The sequence below is a fragment of the Streptomyces sp. NPDC005803 genome (assembly GCF_040630435.1).
Lineage (GTDB): Bacteria > Actinomycetota > Actinomycetes > Streptomycetales > Streptomycetaceae > Streptomyces.
Genome location: NZ_JBEXXO010000011.1, coordinates 65,909 through 82,460, shown reverse-complemented (window position 1 = coordinate 82,460; position 16,552 = coordinate 65,909). Strand labels below are relative to the sequence as shown.

The 16,552-nt window shown below is 71.7% G+C and carries 16 protein-coding genes; 11 read left to right on the top strand and 5 right to left on the bottom strand.

Annotated elements, in window-relative coordinates; all coding sequences use genetic code 11:
* Positions 1 to 64: 64 nt before the first annotated feature.
* Positions 65 to 2,245, bottom strand: coding sequence for a glycogen debranching protein GlgX (gene glgX, locus ABZ454_RS17445; protein WP_359538880.1), 2,181 nt, complete (start codon positions 2,243 to 2,245; stop codon positions 65 to 67).
* 512 nt (positions 2,246 to 2,757) lie between these two features.
* Here glgX and ABZ454_RS17440 point away from each other — a divergent pair.
* Entirely contained in the window at positions 2,758 to 3,990 is a 1,233-nt protein-coding gene (locus tag ABZ454_RS17440; protein ID WP_359538878.1) for an SAV2148 family HEPN domain-containing protein, read from the top strand.
* A gap of 84 nt (positions 3,991 to 4,074) precedes the next feature.
* On the top strand, positions 4,075 to 4,821 hold the full coding sequence (locus ABZ454_RS17435; protein WP_356312284.1) for a 3'-5' exonuclease: 747 nt from the start codon (positions 4,075 to 4,077) through the stop codon (positions 4,819 to 4,821).
* Positions 4,822 to 4,856: 35 nt separating this feature from the next.
* Here the strand turns inward: ABZ454_RS17435 and ABZ454_RS17430 are convergent, their stop codons facing one another.
* Positions 4,857 to 5,723, bottom strand: coding sequence for an aminoglycoside phosphotransferase family protein (locus ABZ454_RS17430; protein WP_359538875.1), 867 nt, complete (start codon positions 5,721 to 5,723; stop codon positions 4,857 to 4,859).
* A gap of 125 nt (positions 5,724 to 5,848) precedes the next feature.
* Between ABZ454_RS17430 and ABZ454_RS17425 the strand changes: the two genes are divergently transcribed.
* The 7 genes from ABZ454_RS17425 (at position 5,849) to ABZ454_RS17395 (ending at position 12,634) form a co-directional block, all read left to right on the top strand.
* The gene (locus ABZ454_RS17425) at positions 5,849 to 6,799 is read left to right on the top strand and encodes a sugar ABC transporter permease (protein ID WP_359538873.1); all 951 of its coding nucleotides are present in this window, start codon (positions 5,849 to 5,851) and stop codon (positions 6,797 to 6,799) included.
* Positions 6,796 to 7,635 carry a carbohydrate ABC transporter permease gene (locus ABZ454_RS17420; RefSeq protein ID WP_359538871.1) on the top strand — a complete coding sequence of 280 codons (840 nt, stop codon included), beginning with the start codon at positions 6,796 to 6,798 and terminating at the stop codon, positions 7,633 to 7,635. The genes ABZ454_RS17425 and ABZ454_RS17420 overlap by 4 nt, the downstream gene beginning before the upstream one ends.
* The gene (locus ABZ454_RS17415) at positions 7,635 to 8,927 is read left to right on the top strand and encodes a sugar ABC transporter substrate-binding protein (RefSeq protein ID WP_359538869.1); all 1,293 of its coding nucleotides are present in this window, start codon (positions 7,635 to 7,637) and stop codon (positions 8,925 to 8,927) included. Before ABZ454_RS17420 ends, ABZ454_RS17415 begins: the two co-directional genes overlap by 1 nt.
* Positions 8,928 to 9,301: 374 nt before the next feature.
* Complete coding sequence (locus ABZ454_RS17410; protein WP_359538868.1) at positions 9,302 to 9,427, top strand: tryptorubin family RiPP precursor; 126 nt, start codon at positions 9,302 to 9,304, stop codon at positions 9,425 to 9,427.
* 113 nt (positions 9,428 to 9,540) lie between these two features.
* Positions 9,541 to 10,587, top strand: a complete 1,047-nt coding sequence (locus tag ABZ454_RS17405; RefSeq protein WP_359538865.1) for a cytochrome P450 — start codon at positions 9,541 to 9,543, stop codon at positions 10,585 to 10,587.
* A 284-nt stretch (positions 10,588 to 10,871) separates the two neighbouring features.
* A complete protein-coding gene (locus ABZ454_RS17400; protein WP_359538863.1) occupies positions 10,872 to 12,074 on the top strand; it encodes a S8 family peptidase in 1,203 nt (400 codons plus the stop codon).
* Positions 12,075 to 12,268: 194 nt separating this feature from the next.
* Positions 12,269 to 12,634, top strand: coding sequence for a nuclear transport factor 2 family protein (locus ABZ454_RS17395; RefSeq protein ID WP_359538861.1), 366 nt, complete (start codon positions 12,269 to 12,271; stop codon positions 12,632 to 12,634).
* Positions 12,635 to 12,658: 24 nt separating this feature from the next.
* Here ABZ454_RS17395 and ABZ454_RS17390 read toward each other — a convergent pair whose 3' ends face one another.
* Both ABZ454_RS17390 and ABZ454_RS17385 read right to left on the bottom strand, forming a co-directional pair.
* The gene (locus tag ABZ454_RS17390; protein ID WP_359538859.1) at positions 12,659 to 13,492 is read right to left on the bottom strand and encodes an ATP-binding cassette domain-containing protein; all 834 of its coding nucleotides are present in this window, start codon (positions 13,490 to 13,492) and stop codon (positions 12,659 to 12,661) included.
* Entirely contained in the window at positions 13,489 to 14,376 is an 888-nt protein-coding gene (locus ABZ454_RS17385; protein ID WP_359538856.1) for an aldo/keto reductase, read from the bottom strand. The genes ABZ454_RS17390 and ABZ454_RS17385 overlap by 4 nt, the downstream gene beginning before the upstream one ends.
* A gap of 96 nt (positions 14,377 to 14,472) precedes the next feature.
* On the opposite strand from ABZ454_RS17385, the gene ABZ454_RS17380 reads away from it, so the two are divergent.
* Together ABZ454_RS17380 and ABZ454_RS17375 are read left to right on the top strand one after the other, a co-directional pair.
* A complete protein-coding gene (locus ABZ454_RS17380; protein ID WP_359538854.1) occupies positions 14,473 to 15,057 on the top strand; it encodes a TIGR03086 family metal-binding protein in 585 nt (194 codons plus the stop codon).
* A 68-nt stretch (positions 15,058 to 15,125) separates the two neighbouring features.
* The gene (locus ABZ454_RS17375) at positions 15,126 to 15,752 is read left to right on the top strand and encodes a DsbA family protein (RefSeq protein WP_359538852.1); all 627 of its coding nucleotides are present in this window, start codon (positions 15,126 to 15,128) and stop codon (positions 15,750 to 15,752) included.
* Positions 15,753 to 15,783: 31 nt separating this feature from the next.
* On the opposite strand, the gene ABZ454_RS17370 is transcribed toward ABZ454_RS17375, so the two are convergent.
* On the bottom strand, positions 15,784 to 16,545 hold the full coding sequence (locus ABZ454_RS17370; protein ID WP_359538850.1) for a sirohydrochlorin chelatase: 762 nt from the start codon (positions 16,543 to 16,545) through the stop codon (positions 15,784 to 15,786).
* Positions 16,546 to 16,552 lie beyond the last annotated feature (7 nt).

The window sequence follows — 16,552 nt, the reverse complement described above, 5'->3', positions numbered from 1 at the left end:
CCAGATCCGGGCCGCCTCTGTCATCCCCGCGCGGACAAAGGCCCGGGTGGCTGCCTTACCGCCCTCAGGCCGGCCGCTGCAGCACCACCATGCTCCGTCCCACCAGCGTCACCCGATCGCCCGCCGTGACCTTGGGCCCCGCACCGGGCAGCACCCCGTCGGGACGGGCCGTGTCGACGACCGCCAGCCACTGCCGCCCGTGATTGACCGGAACGGCGAATTCCAGGGTGTCGGCGCTCGCGTTGAACATCAGCAGGAACGAGTCGTCGGAGATCCGCTCCCCGCGCGGCCCGGGCTCCGAGATGGCGTGCCCGTTCAGGAAGACCGTCAGCGCCTTGGCGTGCGCCGCCTGCCAGTCCCGCTGGGTCATCTCCTTGCCCTCGGGCGTGAACCAGGCGATGTCCGAGAGCTCGTCGTGCGTCCCTTCCACGGGCCGCCCGTGGAAGAACCGCCGGCGCCGGAAGACGGGGTGGTCGCGGCGCAGCCACACCATCGCCCGGGTGAACTCCAGCAGACTGCTGCCGAGCCCGTCGCCGTCCTGCCCGCCGTCCTGCCCGCCTTCCTCCCCGTCGTCGTCCTCGGCCGCCTTGCCGGCCGGGAGCGGCCAGTGCACCCACGACAGTTCGCTGTCCTGGCAGTAGCCGTTGTTGTTTCCGCGCTGCGTCCGGCCGAACTCGTCGCCGTGACTCAGCATCGGCACGCCCTGGGACAGCATCAGCGTGGCGATGAAGTTGCGCATCTGCCGCTCGCGCAGCTCCAGCACCTCGGGCCGGTCCGTCTCGCCCTCCACACCGCAGTTCCAGGACCGGTTGTGACTCTCGCCGTCCCGGTTGCCCTCGCCGTTGGCCTCGTTGTGCTTGTCGTTGTACGAGACGAGGTCGTGCAGGGTGAATCCGTCGTGGCAGGTGGTGAAGTTGATCGACGCGAGCGGCCGCCGCCCGTCGTCCTGGTACAGGTCGGAGGAGCCCGTCAGCCGGCCGGCGAACTCGGCCAGGGTCCGGGGCTCGCCGCGCCACAGGTCCCGCACCGTGTCCCGGTACTTCCCGTTCCACTCGGTCCACAGCGGCGGGAAGTTCCCCACCTGATAGCCGCCCTCGCCCACGTCCCACGGTTCGGCGATCAGCTTCACCTGGCTGACCACCGGGTCCTGCTGCACGAGGTCGAAGAACGACGACAACCGGTCCACCTCGTGGAACTGCCGGGCCAGCGTGGCCGCCAGGTCGAAGCGGAAGCCGTCCACGTGCATCTCGGTCACCCAGTAGCGCAGCGAGTCCATGATCAGCTGGAGCACGTGCGGGGAGCGCATCAGGAGGGAGTTTCCGGTCCCCGTGGTGTCCATGTAGTAGCGCTGGTCGTCGGCGAGCCGGTAGTACGAGGCGTTGTCCAGCCCCCGGAAGGAGAGCGTCGGCCCCAGGTGGTTGCCCTCCGCCGTGTGGTTGTAGACCACGTCGAGGATCACTTCGATGCCCGCCTGGTGCAGGGCGCGCACGGCCTGCTTGAACTCCAGGACCTGCTCGCCCCGGTCGCCCCAGGAGGCGTAGGCGTTGTGCGGGGCGAAGAATCCGATCGTGTTGTAACCCCAGTAGTTGGCCAGCCCCGCGTCCGCCAGCCGGTGGTCCTGCACGAACTGGTGCACCGGCATCAGCTCGATGGCCGTGACGCCGAGCTCCGTCAGATGGGCGATGACCTCCGGATGGGCCAGCCCGGCGTACGTACCGCGCAGCTCCTTCGGCAGCCCCGGATGGAGCATCGTCAGGCCCTTCACATGGGCCTCGTAGATCACCGTGCGGTGGTAGTCCGTACGGGGCCGCCGGTCGTCGCCCCAGTCGAAGTACGGGTTGACCACGACCGAGGTCATGGTGTGCGGCGCCGAGTCGAGGTCGTTGCGCGCGTCGGGCCGGCCGAACGGATACCCGTACACCGCCTCGCCCCACTGGATCTGCCCGGCCACCGCCCGTGCGTACGGATCGAGGAGCAGCTTGGCGGAGTTGCAGCGGGCGCCGCGCTGGGGTTCGTACGGCCCGTGCACCCTGAACCCGTACCGCTGACCGGGCATCACCCCGGGCAGATAGGCGTGGCGGACGAAGGCGTCGGTCTCTCTCAGTTCCACCGCCGTCTCGGAACCGTCGTCGTGCAGCAGGCACAACTCGATTCGGTGGGCGGCCTCCGAGAAGACCGCGAAGTTGGTCCCGGCGCCGTCGTACGTGGCACCGAGGGGGTACGCCTGTCCCGGCCAGACCTGCATAGACTCGACTCTTCCACTTCTGATGCGGTTGTCTGGGGAATGTGGCTCCCTGGGGCAGATCTTCCCCGAAAGAGCGGCCCTTACCTAGGACCGGCCGACAATTGGGGGGCGGCGTCGCGGGGCTGGGCTCCCGGACTCCCGGCTTCGCTCGCGCGGGGAAGGCCCCGTGCGCCACGCCCCGATCCTTCCCGCGGCCGCACGCACCGGCCCGCTCCTTCTCCCACCCCCACGATCCGGCCGGTCCGGGGCGCCGCCCGGGCCGGTCAACATCGGGCCCGCCGTGTCGCCCGGAACCGGAATCCGATGACCGACCCGGCCGGTTGCCCGGATCGGGGCGCGGGACGGGGTGCCCAATCACTATGAATCCGCTCACTCCGGCAGATCTCGCCGACCGGAAGGGGCTTGTGGCGGTGAGGAGTTGGGAAAGGAGCCTGCGCATCCGGCTGCACCGGCTCCCGCTCGCGGAGTACCCTTCCTTGATCGTTGGTGGGGGAGTGGAAGGCGGTGCGCGGGTGAGCTCGGGAGGGTTCGAGCTGCCCCCAGGTGACACGGGTCACGAGGGGGACGTGGCCGATGTCCCGCCCGGGGCGGTCTCGCTGGCGCAGCCCCTGGAGATCGGTGCGGAACTGGACTGGGGCGCGGACGCCTGGAGCGAGGTGCGCACGCGCGCCCAGCGGGCCGGGCGCGCCTACATCTGGCTGAATCTCGTCGAGCAGCGGCTGCGCGCCGTCGTCGCCGCGGTGCTCCGGCCCATCTACGAACCGGTCCACGGCGAGGACTGGGTGGTGGCCGCGGCGGGACCCGCCGGGCAGGAGTGGGTGCAGCGCGCCGTAGCCGTGCGCGAGGTCTCCCGGCGCAAGGGCTATCTGCTCGATCCGGCCGACGACAACGTCCTGAGTTTCCTGACGCTGCCGCAGCTGCGTGAGCTGATGGTCCAGCACTGGCCCTGCTTCGAGCCCTACTTCGACGACCGCCGCGACGTCGAGCTGGCGCTGGACGAGCTGGAGGTCGCCCGCAACGTGGTCTCCCGCAACCGCGCCCTCAACGAGGCGGTGCTCGCCCAGGCCGAGCGGGCCTCCGCCCGGCTGCTGGAGATCCTGGGGAGCGGCGCCGCCGTCCCGTCCGCCGACCGGCTTCCGGTCGACGCCGTGGAGGAGCTCGTCGGCGACCGGTACGCGGACGTGGTCTCGGTCCATCCCGACCGGGTGCGGCTCCAGCGCCAGCTGCCCGCCGAGGACCTCTTCGGCGGTGCGCGCCGGCTGGACGCGATCGGGATAGGGCTCAACCTGCTGGTGCAGAACTTCTCCGGCCGCCGGCTGATCCGGCTCGCCGAGTCGGGCTGCCGGGTCCGGCTGCTCTTCATCAACCCGGCCAGCAGCGCGGTCAAGCGCAGGGAACGGGAGCTCGGCCTGAAGAAGGGTGAGCTGAGCCGGTCGGTGGAGATGAACATCCTGCACATGCGCCGGGTCCGCTCCAAGCTGCGCGACCCGGGCGCCTTCGAGATCCATGTCTTCGACGAGACACCGCGCTTCACCGCCTACCTGGTGGACGGCGACGGCGCCGACGCCGTGGGGGTCGTGCAGACGTACCTGCGCCGGGCGCGGGGCATGGAGGCGCCGGTGCTGGTGCTGCGGGGCGGCGGGCGGGCGGTCGTCCGGGCCGGCCAGGACAGCGAGCACGGGCTGTTCGAGACGTACCGCGAGGAGTTCGAATCCGTGTGGACGGACTCCCGGCCGGTCTCCTGAGGGAACGTCCCCCCGACGGGGCGTTGTCAGTGCCCCGTGCGAGGGTGGTCGTCATCTGGGGGAGCACCACGAAGGAGGTACGGGATGAGCTGGCACCGGCACGCGCTGGTCGGCTTCGACCTGGAGACGACGGGTACGGAACCGCTGGAGGCCCGGATCGTGACGGCCGCGGTCGTCCGAGCCGACGGCCAGGACGGTGATCCGGTCAGCCGGCACACCTGGCTGGCCGATCCGGGGATCCGTATCCCGGCACAGGCCTCGGCGATCCACGGGATCAGCAGCGAGCGGGCGGCGGCGGAGGGCCGGCCGGTGCGCGAGGTGGCCGACGAGATCGCCGACACCCTGACCGGGTACTGGCGCCAGGGCGTTCCGGTGGTCGCGTACAACGCCGCCTTCGACCTGACGCTGCTGACGGCCGAGTTGCACCGCCACGGGCTGCCCTCGCTCAGCGACCGGCTCGACGGAGCGGGGATCGGGCCGGTGATCGACCCGTACACGATCGACCGGTCCGTCGACCGCTATCGCAAGGGCAAGCGCAACCTCGAAGCGGTCTGCGTCGAGTACGGCGTGGTCCACGGAGGAGCGCACGACGCGGCGGCGGACGCGCTGGCGGCGGTGCGCGTGGCCTACGCGATAGCGGCGCGGCACGCCTCGGTTGCCGCACTGTCGGCGCCGGAGCTGCACGAGCGGCAGATCGCCTGGTACGCGGAGTGGGCCGCCGACTTCCAGCAGTTCCTGCGCCGCAAGGGCACGGCGGACGCGGTCATCGACGGCCGCTGGCCGGTGCGGGAGCCGGCCCGGGTCGCACCGTCAGGCCCGTCCGGCGCTTGAGGACACGCCGTTCCGCGGCGCCTGGTGAGCACCGCTCAGAACGGGTACCACCGCACCTTCGCGTCCCCGTCCCGCAGCGACGCCACCCGGCGGCGGAACTCGGCGAGTGCCTTCGGGTTGTCCGGGGCGTGCTGCGCCACCCACGCGCAGCTGGCCGTCTCCCGTGCCCCGCGCAGCACCGCGCAGCCGTCCCATTCCCGTACGTCCCACCCGTACGCGGCGGTGAACGCGTCGTAGGCCTCGGCCCCCAGACCGTACCGGTCGCGGGACAGGGCCAGCACCACCAGGTCGTGCTCGCGCAGATCCGTGGAGAAGGTCTCCAGGTCCACCAGGACCGGCCCGTGGGGCCCGACATGGACGTTGCGTGTGAGCGCGTCGCCGTGGATCGGGCCCGGCGGCAGGTGGGGGACCAGGCCGGCGGCCGCCACCGCGAAGCCGTCGCGGCGCTCACGCAGATACGCGGCGTCGGCCGGGTCGATCGCCTCGCCGGCCAGCCGCAGCCACCGCTCGACGCCGCCCAGCAGCTCCCGCCGGGGCAGCGTGAGGCCCTCCGGGGCCGGCAGCGCGTGCACTGCGGTGAGCAGCGGGCCCAGATCCCGCGGCTCGGCGGGCCGCACCGCGTCCGGCAGCCGGTGCCACAGCGTCACCGGGTGGCCCTCGACCAGTCGCGCCCCGGGCTCGGCGGCCCGGACGGCCCGGACGCCGGACGCGGCGAGCCACCGCGCCACGGCCACCTCGCGCTCCGCCCGCTCCCGCAGTTCCGGGTGCCTCACGGCGTCCCGGCCGATCTTGACGACCAGGTCGCCCACGGCGAACACCGCGTTCTCGCCCAGCGCGATCAGCTCCGCGCCGCCGGGCAGTCCGGCGGCGGTCAGCACCTCGCGCGCTCGCATCTCGTTCATCATCCGATTTTCGCACCCGTGCAGGTTGCCTTGACGAACCGACGGGCCGTCAGCACGATGGCGGAGGCCACCTGAGCGGCCAGAACGGTCCAAAGCCGATCGAATGACGCAAGGGGGTCGCATCCATGACATTGGCGAGTGCAACCGTGCGGTCCGGACGCCACGGTCCGCCGGGCGAGCCGCGCGGCGAGCGGTCCGGGCGGACCGGCCGGAGCGCCGGAACCTGGTTCCTGGTGCTGCCCGCCCTGATCCCGATCCTGGTCCTGAGCGTGGGACCGCTGCTCTACGGCATCACGCTGGCCTTCACCGACGCCCAGTCGGGCCGCACCCGGTCCACCCAGTGGGTCGGGGTGCTGAACTTCCAGGACCTGCTCCACGACGGCCTGTTCTGGGAGTCGTTCCGGATCGGTCTGGTCTGGGCGCTCGGCGTCACCGTCCCGCAGTTCGTGCTGGCCCTGGGCCTCGCCCTGCTGCTCAACGAGCGCCTGCGGATGCGCTGGCTGGCCCGCGCCCTGGCCATCGTCCCGTGGGCGATGCCCGAGGTCGTCGTCGGCATCATGTGGCGCCTCGTCTACAGCCCGGACGCCGGAATCCTCAACGAGACCATCCGCGACCTGGGGCTCGGCGACGGCCGCGACTGGCTGACCGGCCTCGCCACCGCACTGCCCGCGGTGATCGTCGTCGGCGTCTGGGCCGGCATGCCGCAGACCACGGTGGCCCTGCTGGCTGGTCTGCAGAACACCCCGCACGAACTCCACGAGGCCGCCGCCCTGGACGGGGCGGGCGCCTGGCGCCGGTTCCGCACCGTCACGTGGCCCGCGCTCAGGCCCGTCGCCCTCTCGATCACCGCGCTCAACTTCATCTGGAACTTCAACTCCTTCGCCCTGGTCTACGTGCTGACCAACGGCGGTCCCGGCGGCCGCACCCGGCTGCCGATGCTCTTCGCCTACGAAGAGGCCTTCCGGTACGGACAGTTCGGCTACGCCGCGGCGATGGGCTGTGTGATGGTCGCGGTGATCTCCGTGATCCTCGCCGTGTACCTCGCCGGACGGCTCAGGGGAGGCGAGGACCGATGAGTACGCGTACCAGCAAACCCGTGCGCGCCGGACAGTACGCCGCGCTGCTCTGCTACCTGGTCTTCCTGGCCTTCCCGTTCCTGTGGCTGATCTCCACCGCCTTCAAACCCGCGCCCGAGCTCGGCTCCCTGCACCCGACGTGGATCCCCGAGCACCCCACGCTGGACAACTTCCGGCAGGCCTTCGACGAGCAGCCGTTGCTCCGGGCCGCCGCCAACTCGCTGATCGCCGCGCTCAGTGCCGGTGTCATCGCCGTCCTCATCGCGACCCCGATGGCCTACGTCATGGCCCGCCGGCGCTCACGGCTCACCACGGCCGCCACCGGCTGGGTCGTGGTCAGCCAGGCCTTCCCCTTCGTCCTGCTGATCATCCCGCTCTTCCTGGTCCTCAAGCACCTGCACCTGATCAACACGCTGTGGGGGCTGATCATGGTGTACGTGGTGTGGGCACTGCCCTTCGCGCTGTGGATGCTGGTCGGCTACGTACGGGCCGTGCCGCCCGAACTGGAGGAGGCGGCGGCGGTCGACGGGGCGGGCCGGCTGCGGACGCTGGTCTCCGTCACCGCCCCGCTGCTGGCCCCGGGGATCGTCGCCACCGCGCTCTTCGCCTTCATCACCGCCTGGAACGAGTTCTTCTTCGCGCTCGTCCTGCTCAAGACCCCGGAGAAGCAGACCTTGCCGGTCGTACTGACGCACTTCCTCGGTGCGGAGGGCGCGAGCGACCTCGGACCGCTCGCCGCCGCCGCGTTCCTCGCCACCCTCCCCTCGCTCGTGCTCTTCGCCGTCATCCAGCGGCGGATCACGGGCGGCATGCTCGCCGGGGCGGTGAAGAGCTGATGCGCGCGCTCATGCGCACGGCAGCCGCGGCGGCCACCGCACTCGCCCTCCTGCTCACGGGGTGCTCAGGGCAGGGCGGCGGGGACGGCGACGGGAAGATCCGGATCCGCTTCCAGTCGCTGGCCTGGCAGAAGGAGTCCGTCGACATCAACAAACAGCTGGTGAAGGAGTGGAACGCGAGCCACCCCGACGTCGAGGTCCAGTACGTCCAGGGCAGTTGGGACAGCGTCCACGACCAGCTCCTCACCTCCTTCGAGGGGGGCGAGGCACCGGACGTCATCCATGACGCCTCCGACGACCTGGCGGACTTCGCGTACGGCGGCTATCTCGCCGATCTGCGCACGCTCCTCCCCGACCGGCTGACCGACGACATCCCCGCACGGAGCTGGGAGACCGCCACCTTCGGCGGCGGTGTCTACGGGGTGCCCTTCCTCCAGGAACCGCGGGTCCTGATCGCCAACACCAAGATCCTCAAAGCCTCCGGGGTCCGCGTTCCGACGCCGGAAAAACCCTGGAGCTGGCCGGAGTTCCGGCAGGTCACCAAGGCGCTGACGGGCAAGGGCCGCTACGGGATCGCCTGGCCGCTCAAGGAGCCGGTCTCCGTCACCCTCAACCTCGGGCTCTCGGCAGGTGGTCAGCTCTTCCACCGCGGCGCCGACGGCAAGGTGACCATCCGGATGGGGGAGGGCGACCGCGTGGTCGCGGGCACCGTCCACGATCAGGTCAACACCGACCACAGCGCGGCCCGCACCGCGCTCGGCATGGGCGGCGGCGACACGCTGCCCGGTCTCTTCGGCGGGAAGTACGCCATGGTGCCGCTCGGGTTCTCCTACCGCCAGCAGGTGGTCGAACAGGCCCCCAAGGGCTTCGAGTGGACGGTGCTGCCCGCCCCGGCCGGCAGCGAGGGCCTGGCCCAGGGGGTGAGCCCGCAGACGCTGTCCGTCGCCGAGGACAGCCCGCACAAGAAGGAGGCCGTGGAGTTCATCGACTTCCTGCTGCGGCCCGCGAACATGGTGCGCCTGGCCAAGGGCGACTGGATGCTGCCGACCGGTACGGCCGCCCTGGCCGACCCCTCGCTGCACACCGCCGACCGGGGCTGGGCGACCGGTGCCGCCCTCGCGACCGCTCTGCGCCCGGCACCGGCCCAGTCCGTGCGCGGCTACCCGGAATGGAAGGACAAGGTCGCCACGCCCGCGCTCCAGGAGTACTACAGCGGTGCGATCGGCGCGGAAGAACTGAGGAAGCGTCTGGTGGAGGACGGCAACCGGGTCCTGGCCCGTTATCAGCGATGACTTCGCACCGTACGCCCACGCCTTACCGACCGGTACGTATTTTTCCGGCGGTGAGGTGCCGGCGGTCCGGCCGTCGGACGCCCTCCAGGGCTGGGGCAACGCATTCCTGAACAACGGCGATTCAGACAGTCATCGGCTTGAATGTGCTTCTTCATGATCTTGTCGGGACGTGCGTGTACGGGTATGGCCGGGGGAAACGGCCCGTTTCTCTTCGGTGCGTCGGGCGCCGACTGAAACGGAACGCGCAGGCGCTTTTGGCCGAAAAGGAGATCATTGACAATGCCAATGGCCCTGGGCTCTACTCCTGTCGGCGGTCAGTAGCGGCGCGGAATTCCCGTCGAAGGGGAATTCCGTATCGCGAGAACGGCCGAGTCATGCCCCTTGAAAGTAAATTCAGAGTCAAAGATGGAGGTGCTGTTATGAAGTTCCTTTTTCTGCTCAAGGACAAGATGACGCCGGAGAAGAGCCTGAAGGCGTACGCCTGGTACCTCTGGTACTGAACAGGCCTTTCGAGTCCAGCTGACCGGCGGCCGCGGTCCGTCCGTCAGGTCCGTGCCCGGCGTGGCCCCTCGGCCCGCCGGGCACGGGCGCCTCTCGCTTCTTGGAGACCACGATGCAGATATCCGGTACCGGCAGCCGTGCCCGGGACGTCGTCTTCGCGCCGAGACTCCAGGCGCTCCTGACGGGCCACCGGGGTGAGGAGTCCTTCCGGCTGGACCCCGGCACCGTCGGTGTCGCCGGGGCCGCTCTGACCGACCGCATCCTCGCCGCCAGGCCGGCCACCGAGGATGAGCGGCCCACCTTCAAACCCCTCCACGGGCGGTCCATTCCCCGTGCCGAGGCCGCCACCGTCATGCAGGCCATCGGCCGCGACGTACGGACGGCCCTGAAGAAGCCCGTTCCCGAGGACGCCGACCTCCGCGGGGAATGGCCGCACGTGGGCCACGTGTACCTGCGCGATCTGATCCTCGGGGAAGACCCCTACCGGCTGCGCATCCTCATGGACCGCGCCCTGGAACTGACGCCCCGACTCACCTGGTCGGTCATCGCCGCCGGAGCGGCCCTGCCCGGGCGGCTGCGCCCCGGCGCCCCCGTCTCCGCCGTCGCGGGCCTGACCGCCGAGGCCAAGGGGTACCAGGACCGCCGCTACGCCATGGGCCTGTACCGCAGAGCGGCGGCCCCGGTCTGTTTCACCGTTTCGACGCTGGTCGCCAACGCGCTCTGGCTCGGATCGCCGTTCGACGACGCGACCTCGAACCGGAACATCCTCTACGAGGCCATGCGGCTGCTGCCGCCCTCCTGGAACATCCTGCGCAGGGCGTCCCCGGAATACCCCGCGCTCGATCCCCGGATCGGCGCCGGCGACGACATCCTGCTCCTGCCGCTGCTGAGCCACCGGGACCCCGCGCTCTGGGAGGACCCCGATGTGTTCCGGCCCGAGCGCTGGGACACCCTGGACCCGGACGGTCAGCCCGGTTACCTGCCCTTCGGCCATGAGTCCGAGCGCTGCTGGGGACGGCACATGGTGATGCCGCTCGCCGAGATGCTGCTCGGCATGGTGCGGGACGGTGGTCTGACGGTGGACCCCGCGCAGACGGCCTCCGACGTGCCCCTCGCCGGGCTGATGGGGGTGACGGGGGTGCGGGTCACCCGGCGCTGAACCGTTCCGCCCCGCCCTGCTCGTGAGGGAGTGCCACGAGCAGGGCGGAGTCGTGTGTCCGGCGGGCGGCCGGTGGGGCGAGCGCCACTACGGGGGGCGGAAGATGTGGCGGACCTGCGGACCACTGAGCGGTTTCCTGTGACGAAACCCTGCCGGGGAGACCGCGGGCGCACAGGAGGTCTTGATCTGCGCGCGTCAATCGGCGAGGGTTTCGAGCCAGCCCCCGGAGATCTTCCGGCCGAGGGCCAATCCCCCCACAAAGAATGACGAGGAGACCCCTCTTCATGGCCATGCACAAGCACGCGCGCCGGTTCAGGCTGACCGCCGCCCTCACCACGGTGGCCGCCACCGCCGGAGTCACCCTGATGGCCGGTCCGTTCGCCGGAGCGGCGCCCGGCCCCGCGACGGGCCGGATCTACGGCGCCGACGCGGCGACCGCCGTCTCCGGCAGCTACATCGTGATGCTGGACCGGAAGGCCGACAAGGCGAAGCTCGCCGAGGAGTACGGCGGCGAGCTGAAGCGCACCTACTCCTCCGCCCTCAACGGCTTCTCCGCCGACGGACTTTCCCGGGCCGAGGCCGAGCGCCTCGCCGCGGACCCGGCCGTCTCCAAGGTCGTCCAGAACAAGAAGTTCCACCTCAGCACCACCCAGGACGACCCGCCGTCCTGGGGTCTGGACCGCATCGACCAGGCGGAGACCGCCGGGGACCACGCGTACAGCTACCCGGACAGCGCGGGCGAGGGCGTCACCGCGTACGTCATCGACACCGGCGTGCGCACCACCCACCAGGAGTTCGGGGGCCGGGCCGGCTCCGGCTTCGACGCCGTGGACGACGATGACAGCGCCGACGACGGCAACGGCCACGGCACCCACGTCGCCGGCACCATAGCCGGTGCGACGTACGGCGTCGCCAAGAAGGCCAAGATCGTCGCCGTCCGCGTCCTCGACGACTCCGGCTCGGGCACCACCGAGCAGGTCGTCGCCGGCATCGACTGGGTCACCGAGAACCACCAGGGCCCGTCCGTCGCCAACATGAGCCTCGGCGGCGGCGCGGACGAGGCGCTCGACGCGGCCGTCAAGAAGGCCATCGCCTCCGGAGTCACCTTCGCCGTGGCCGCGGGCAACGAGTCGAGCGACGCGGGCGAGGGTTCCCCCTCCCGCGTCCCCGAGGCGATCACGGTCGCCTCGTCCACGGTGGACGACGAACAGTCGTCCTTCTCCAACTACGGCCCGGTCGTGGACATCTACGCCCCGGGCTCCGACATCACCTCGTCGTGGAACGACAGCGACGACGCCTCCCACACCATCTCGGGCACGTCGATGGCCACCCCGCACGTCGTCGGAGCCGCCGCCGTCTATCTGGCAGGGCACCCGGACGCCACCCCGGCGCAGGTCGCCACGGCGCTGACCGGGGGAGCCACCCCGGACGCCATCACCAACGCCACCGAGGGAACGGTGAACAAGCTGCTGAAGGTGGTGGAGTAGGACCCGGCCGGCCACCGCGCCCACCCCCACGGGGCGCGGCGGCCGCACGGCTCGGGAAGACCGTCCTATGGTGTGCCCATGATGATGTACGCGGTGCCGTCGCCCCATGCGGGCGGGAGCGGTCACCGGAGGCCCGCCGCGGCCGGGCCCCGCGCGCCGCACTCCAGATCCGCGTGGACGGCCGGAGGCCGCGCATGAGCGCACCGACCCCGGGCGTGGCCGCCGCCGTCGAGGGCGAACTGCGCCTCCTGGACCCGCTGGTCCGGGCCTCCACCGAGCTCCTCGTCCAGGTCCTGCACCCCGACTTCCACGAGGTCGACACCACCGGCCGACGCTGGGACCGCCAGATGGTCATCACGTCGCTGGTCTCCGACGAGGCTCCACGGGCCGGGCAGCTCACGGCCTCACGGATGCGCGCGGTCCAGCTCGCCGACGAGCTCGTCCACGTCACCTTCGACACCGAGGCCAAGGGGCAGCGCGCCCACCGCAGTTCACTGTGGCGGCTCACCGAGGCGGGGTGGCTGCTCTACTACCACCAGGCCACCCCCTTCGTCACCTGATGCGGACGAAGGACCCGGGCGCCGTCAGCGACGGGCGGCCCGCTGGGCCCGCGCCGTCCACCGTCCGTCCGTGCGCTCGATCCGTACCGGATGGCCGAAGCAGTCACTGACCTGAGCGGTGGTCAGCACCTCGTCGGCCGGACCCGAGGCCGTGCACCGCCCGCCGCGCAGCAGCATCGCATGCGTGGTGGAGGCCGGAAGCTCCTCCAGATGGTGCGTGACCAGGACCGTCGCCAGCTCCGGATGCTCCTCGCGCAACGCGTCGAGACTGTCCAGCAACTGCTCCCGCGCGGCCAGGTCCAGCCCGGTGGCCGGTTCGTCGAGCAGCAGCAGCCGCGGCTGCGGCATCAGCGCGCGGGCGATGAGCGTACGACCGCGCTCACCCTGCGAGAGGGCCGGCCAGCGCGACCGCGTCCTGCCGCCCATGCCCAGCATCGTCAGCAGCCGCTCGGCCCGCTCCCGCTGCTCGGCCCCGGGCGACCAGCGCGGCAACGGCTCGACCGAGTTGGTCAGACCGGTCAGCACCACCTCGCTCACGGTCAGCGGGGAACGCAACGGGTGACGCGGATTGACGTGCCCCAGCAGAGACCGCAGCTCCCGCAGATCGACCCGGCCGAGGGCGCGCCCCAGCACCTCCACCGACCCCCGGGTGGGATGGCTGACCGCTCCGAGCAGCCCGAGCAGGGTGCTCTTGCCCGCACCGTTGGCACCGAGCAGGGCCCAGTGCTCCCCGCCGCGCACGGTCAGCGAGACGGAGTCGAGCAGGACGTCGCCGTCCCGTACGAAGCAGACGCCGTCGGCCCGGATCACCGGCATCCGGGCGAGCGGGACGGCCTTGACGGGGGCGGTCGTGGTCACGTGCGGGGACTCCTTCGTGCGGGTGCGAGCGCCTCCAGGCGGCTCATGTCCTCGGTGGTCAGCCGGATCTCCCGCGCCCCCAGGTTCTCCGAAAGGTGGGCGGCCGAACCGGTGCCCGGGGTCGGGCAGAGCACGGGGGAGCGGTGCAGCAGCCAGGCGAGGGCGGTCTGCCCGCGGGTGGCGCCGTGGCGTTCCGCGACCGCGTCGAGTGCCGCGGCCGCGTCGCCGGTCAGTGCGCCGTTGGCCAGCGGGAACCAGGGGAGGAACGCCAGGCCGTGGGTTTCGCACACCTTCAGCACCGCGTCCGAGCCGCGGTCGAGGAGGTTGAAGCGGTTCTGCACCGAGGCGATCTCGGTCAGGGAGAGCGCCTGCTCCAGCTGGTCGGCGGTGAGGGTGTCCAGACCGATGTACCGGATCTTGCCTTCCTGCCGCAGCGCGTCCAGGGCGCCCAGCTGGTCGGCCATCGGCACCCCCGGGTCCAGCCGGTGCAACTGGTAGAGGTCGATCCGGTCGGTGCGCAGCCTGCGCAGACTGGCCTCGCACATCGCGCGCAGTCCCTCGGGCCGCCCCGCGATGTGCCAGGCGCTGTCACTGGTGCGGACGACTCCGCCCTTGGTCGCGATCACGAGGTCGTCGCGATACGGATGCAGGGCGCCGGCCACCAGCTCCTCGGCCACCCCCGGGCCGTAGTTGTCGGCGGTGTCGATCAGGGTGACGCCCTGATCGACCGCCGACCGGAGCACGGCCAGCGCCTCCTGCCGGTCCCCGCGCGGACCCCAGTACCCGGGGCCGGTCAGCTGGGCGGTGCCGTAGCCGAGCCGGCGGACGGGCAGCTCGCCGCCGATGAGGAAGGAGACGTCGGGGGAGGAGAGTGAAGCGGACACGGATGAACACTAGCCGGGCGTCCGCAGCTCCCTCCGGCCCGTGCCTGTCGCCTTTGTTCAAGACCGGGGGGCGTGGCCGTTCATAGAGTGCTGCCCATGAAGACCGAGCACGCCCATATGACCGAATGCGCTGCCGAGGCGGCCCGTGTGGCCCGCGCCGTCCGCGCCGAACAGCTCGACATCCCCGTCACTCCCTGCGCGGGCTGGGACGTCCGGGGGCTCGTCAACCACTGGGTGCTCTACACCTCGCACGGCATGGAGCACCGCGCCCTGCGGACGGAGATCCCGCAGGAGCTCACCACCCGCGACTTCACCGCGGACGCCGACTGGGCCGAGCAGTACGCGGCCCAGCTGGACCGTGCCGTCGCCGCCTGGTCCGACCCGGCGGTCTGGGAGGGCACGATCGGCGACGGGGCGTCGGCCTCCCCGGCCGCGGACACCGCGGCGATGCTCATCGAGGAGACGGCCCTGCACGGCTGGGACGTGGCCCGGGCCACCGGCCAGGAGTTCCGCCTCTCCGACGGGGCCGCCGCCCATGTCCTGGGGATCGTCGAGAAGACCGCCGCGCTCTACCGGCAGTACGAAGGCTTCGCCGAGGAGGTCGCCGTCGGCGCGGAGGCCGACGCCTTCACCCGGGCCGTGGCCCTGAGCGGCCGCGATCCGCAGTGGACCGCCGCCTGAGAATGGCCCACTCCCACGGGTGCTGAATGGCCCGTGGGAGTGCGCCACCGGCTGGCTAGGCTCCGGTCATGACCACTCACCGCAGCCCCGGCACGGCCGTTGTCGACTTCTACTTCGACCCCGCCTGCCCGTTCGCCTGGATCACCTCCCGCTGGATGCTGGAGGTGGAGCAGCGGCGCGACATCGAACTCCGCTTCCATGTGATGAGCCTCTACCTGCACAACACCGGCAACGAACTGCCCGACTGGTACCGCACGCTGGTCGACAAGTCGCTCGGTCCGGTGCGCGTCGCCGCCGCCGCGGCCGGACTGCGCGGCGAGGGCGTGCTGCGCGACCTGTACACGGCCTACGGCACCCGGATCCACCAGCAGAAGAACGACGACTTCGACGAGGTGATCGTCCAGTCCCTCGCCGAGCTCGGCCTGCCCGCCGACCTGGCCGCGGCCGCGCACGACCCGGCGTACGACGAGGCGGTGCGGCGCAGCCACGACGCAGGCAAGGACCCGGAGGCGGACGGATACGTGGGCACACCCACCCTGCACGTGGACGGAACCGTGTGGTTCGGCCCCGTGCTGCGTGCGGTGCCGCGCGGCGAGGAGGCGGCGCGGCTGTTCGACAGCTTCCGGGTGCTCGCGGGCCATGAGGACTTCTTCGAACTCAAGCGGACCCGCACGGGCGGCCTGGACATGGGCTGAGCGGAGCCCGGCGCGATGCGGGCGGGAGGCCCTACGCGCTGACCGCGCCGGCGGTCCTGGCCGCCGGGGCGCAGGCCTCGTCGTACCGGTCCAGCAGCAGCCGCGCCAGCTCCGGCGACGGGCCCAGCACACCGGCGAGCACATCCGCGCCGGCCTCGGCCGCCCCCGCCGCGATGCGGTCCGGGAGGCGGCCGGGCGCGATCACGTACGGGGCGACCGCCACCCGCCGCACACCGTCGGCCCGCAGGGCCCGTACCGCGTCCTCGGTACGGGGATGGGATGCGGAGGCGAACGCAGGCCGCACGGAACACCAACCGGTGTGCCGCAGCTCCCGCGCGATTTCAGCGATCACTGCGATCGCCTCCGGGTCTGTGGAGCCCGCCGAGGCCAGGACGAGCCCGGTCGAGCGTCGGTCGCCGGGGCGGACCCCGGCCTCGTGCAGCCGCCGCTCCAGGGCGGAGTTCAGCAGGGGCGAGGGGCCGAGCACCTCGGCCTGCCGCACCCGCAGCCGCGGCAGCCGGGCGCGCGCCTCGCGCAGGACCGCCGGGATGTCCGACTTGGCGTGGAACGCCCGGGTGAGCAGCAGCGGAAGCGCCACCACCTCACCCGCGCCCTCGGCGTCCAGCCGTTCCAGGACCCGCGGCACCGACGGTGCGTTGAAGTCCAGGAACCCCGTCTCCACCCGCAGTCCCGGCCGCAGCGCACCCGCCCGCGCGGTGAGCGCGTGCACGGTCGCCGCGTGCCGCGGATCGCGGCTGCCGTGGGCGATGACGAGGAGGACCGGAGCTGTCATGACGTGG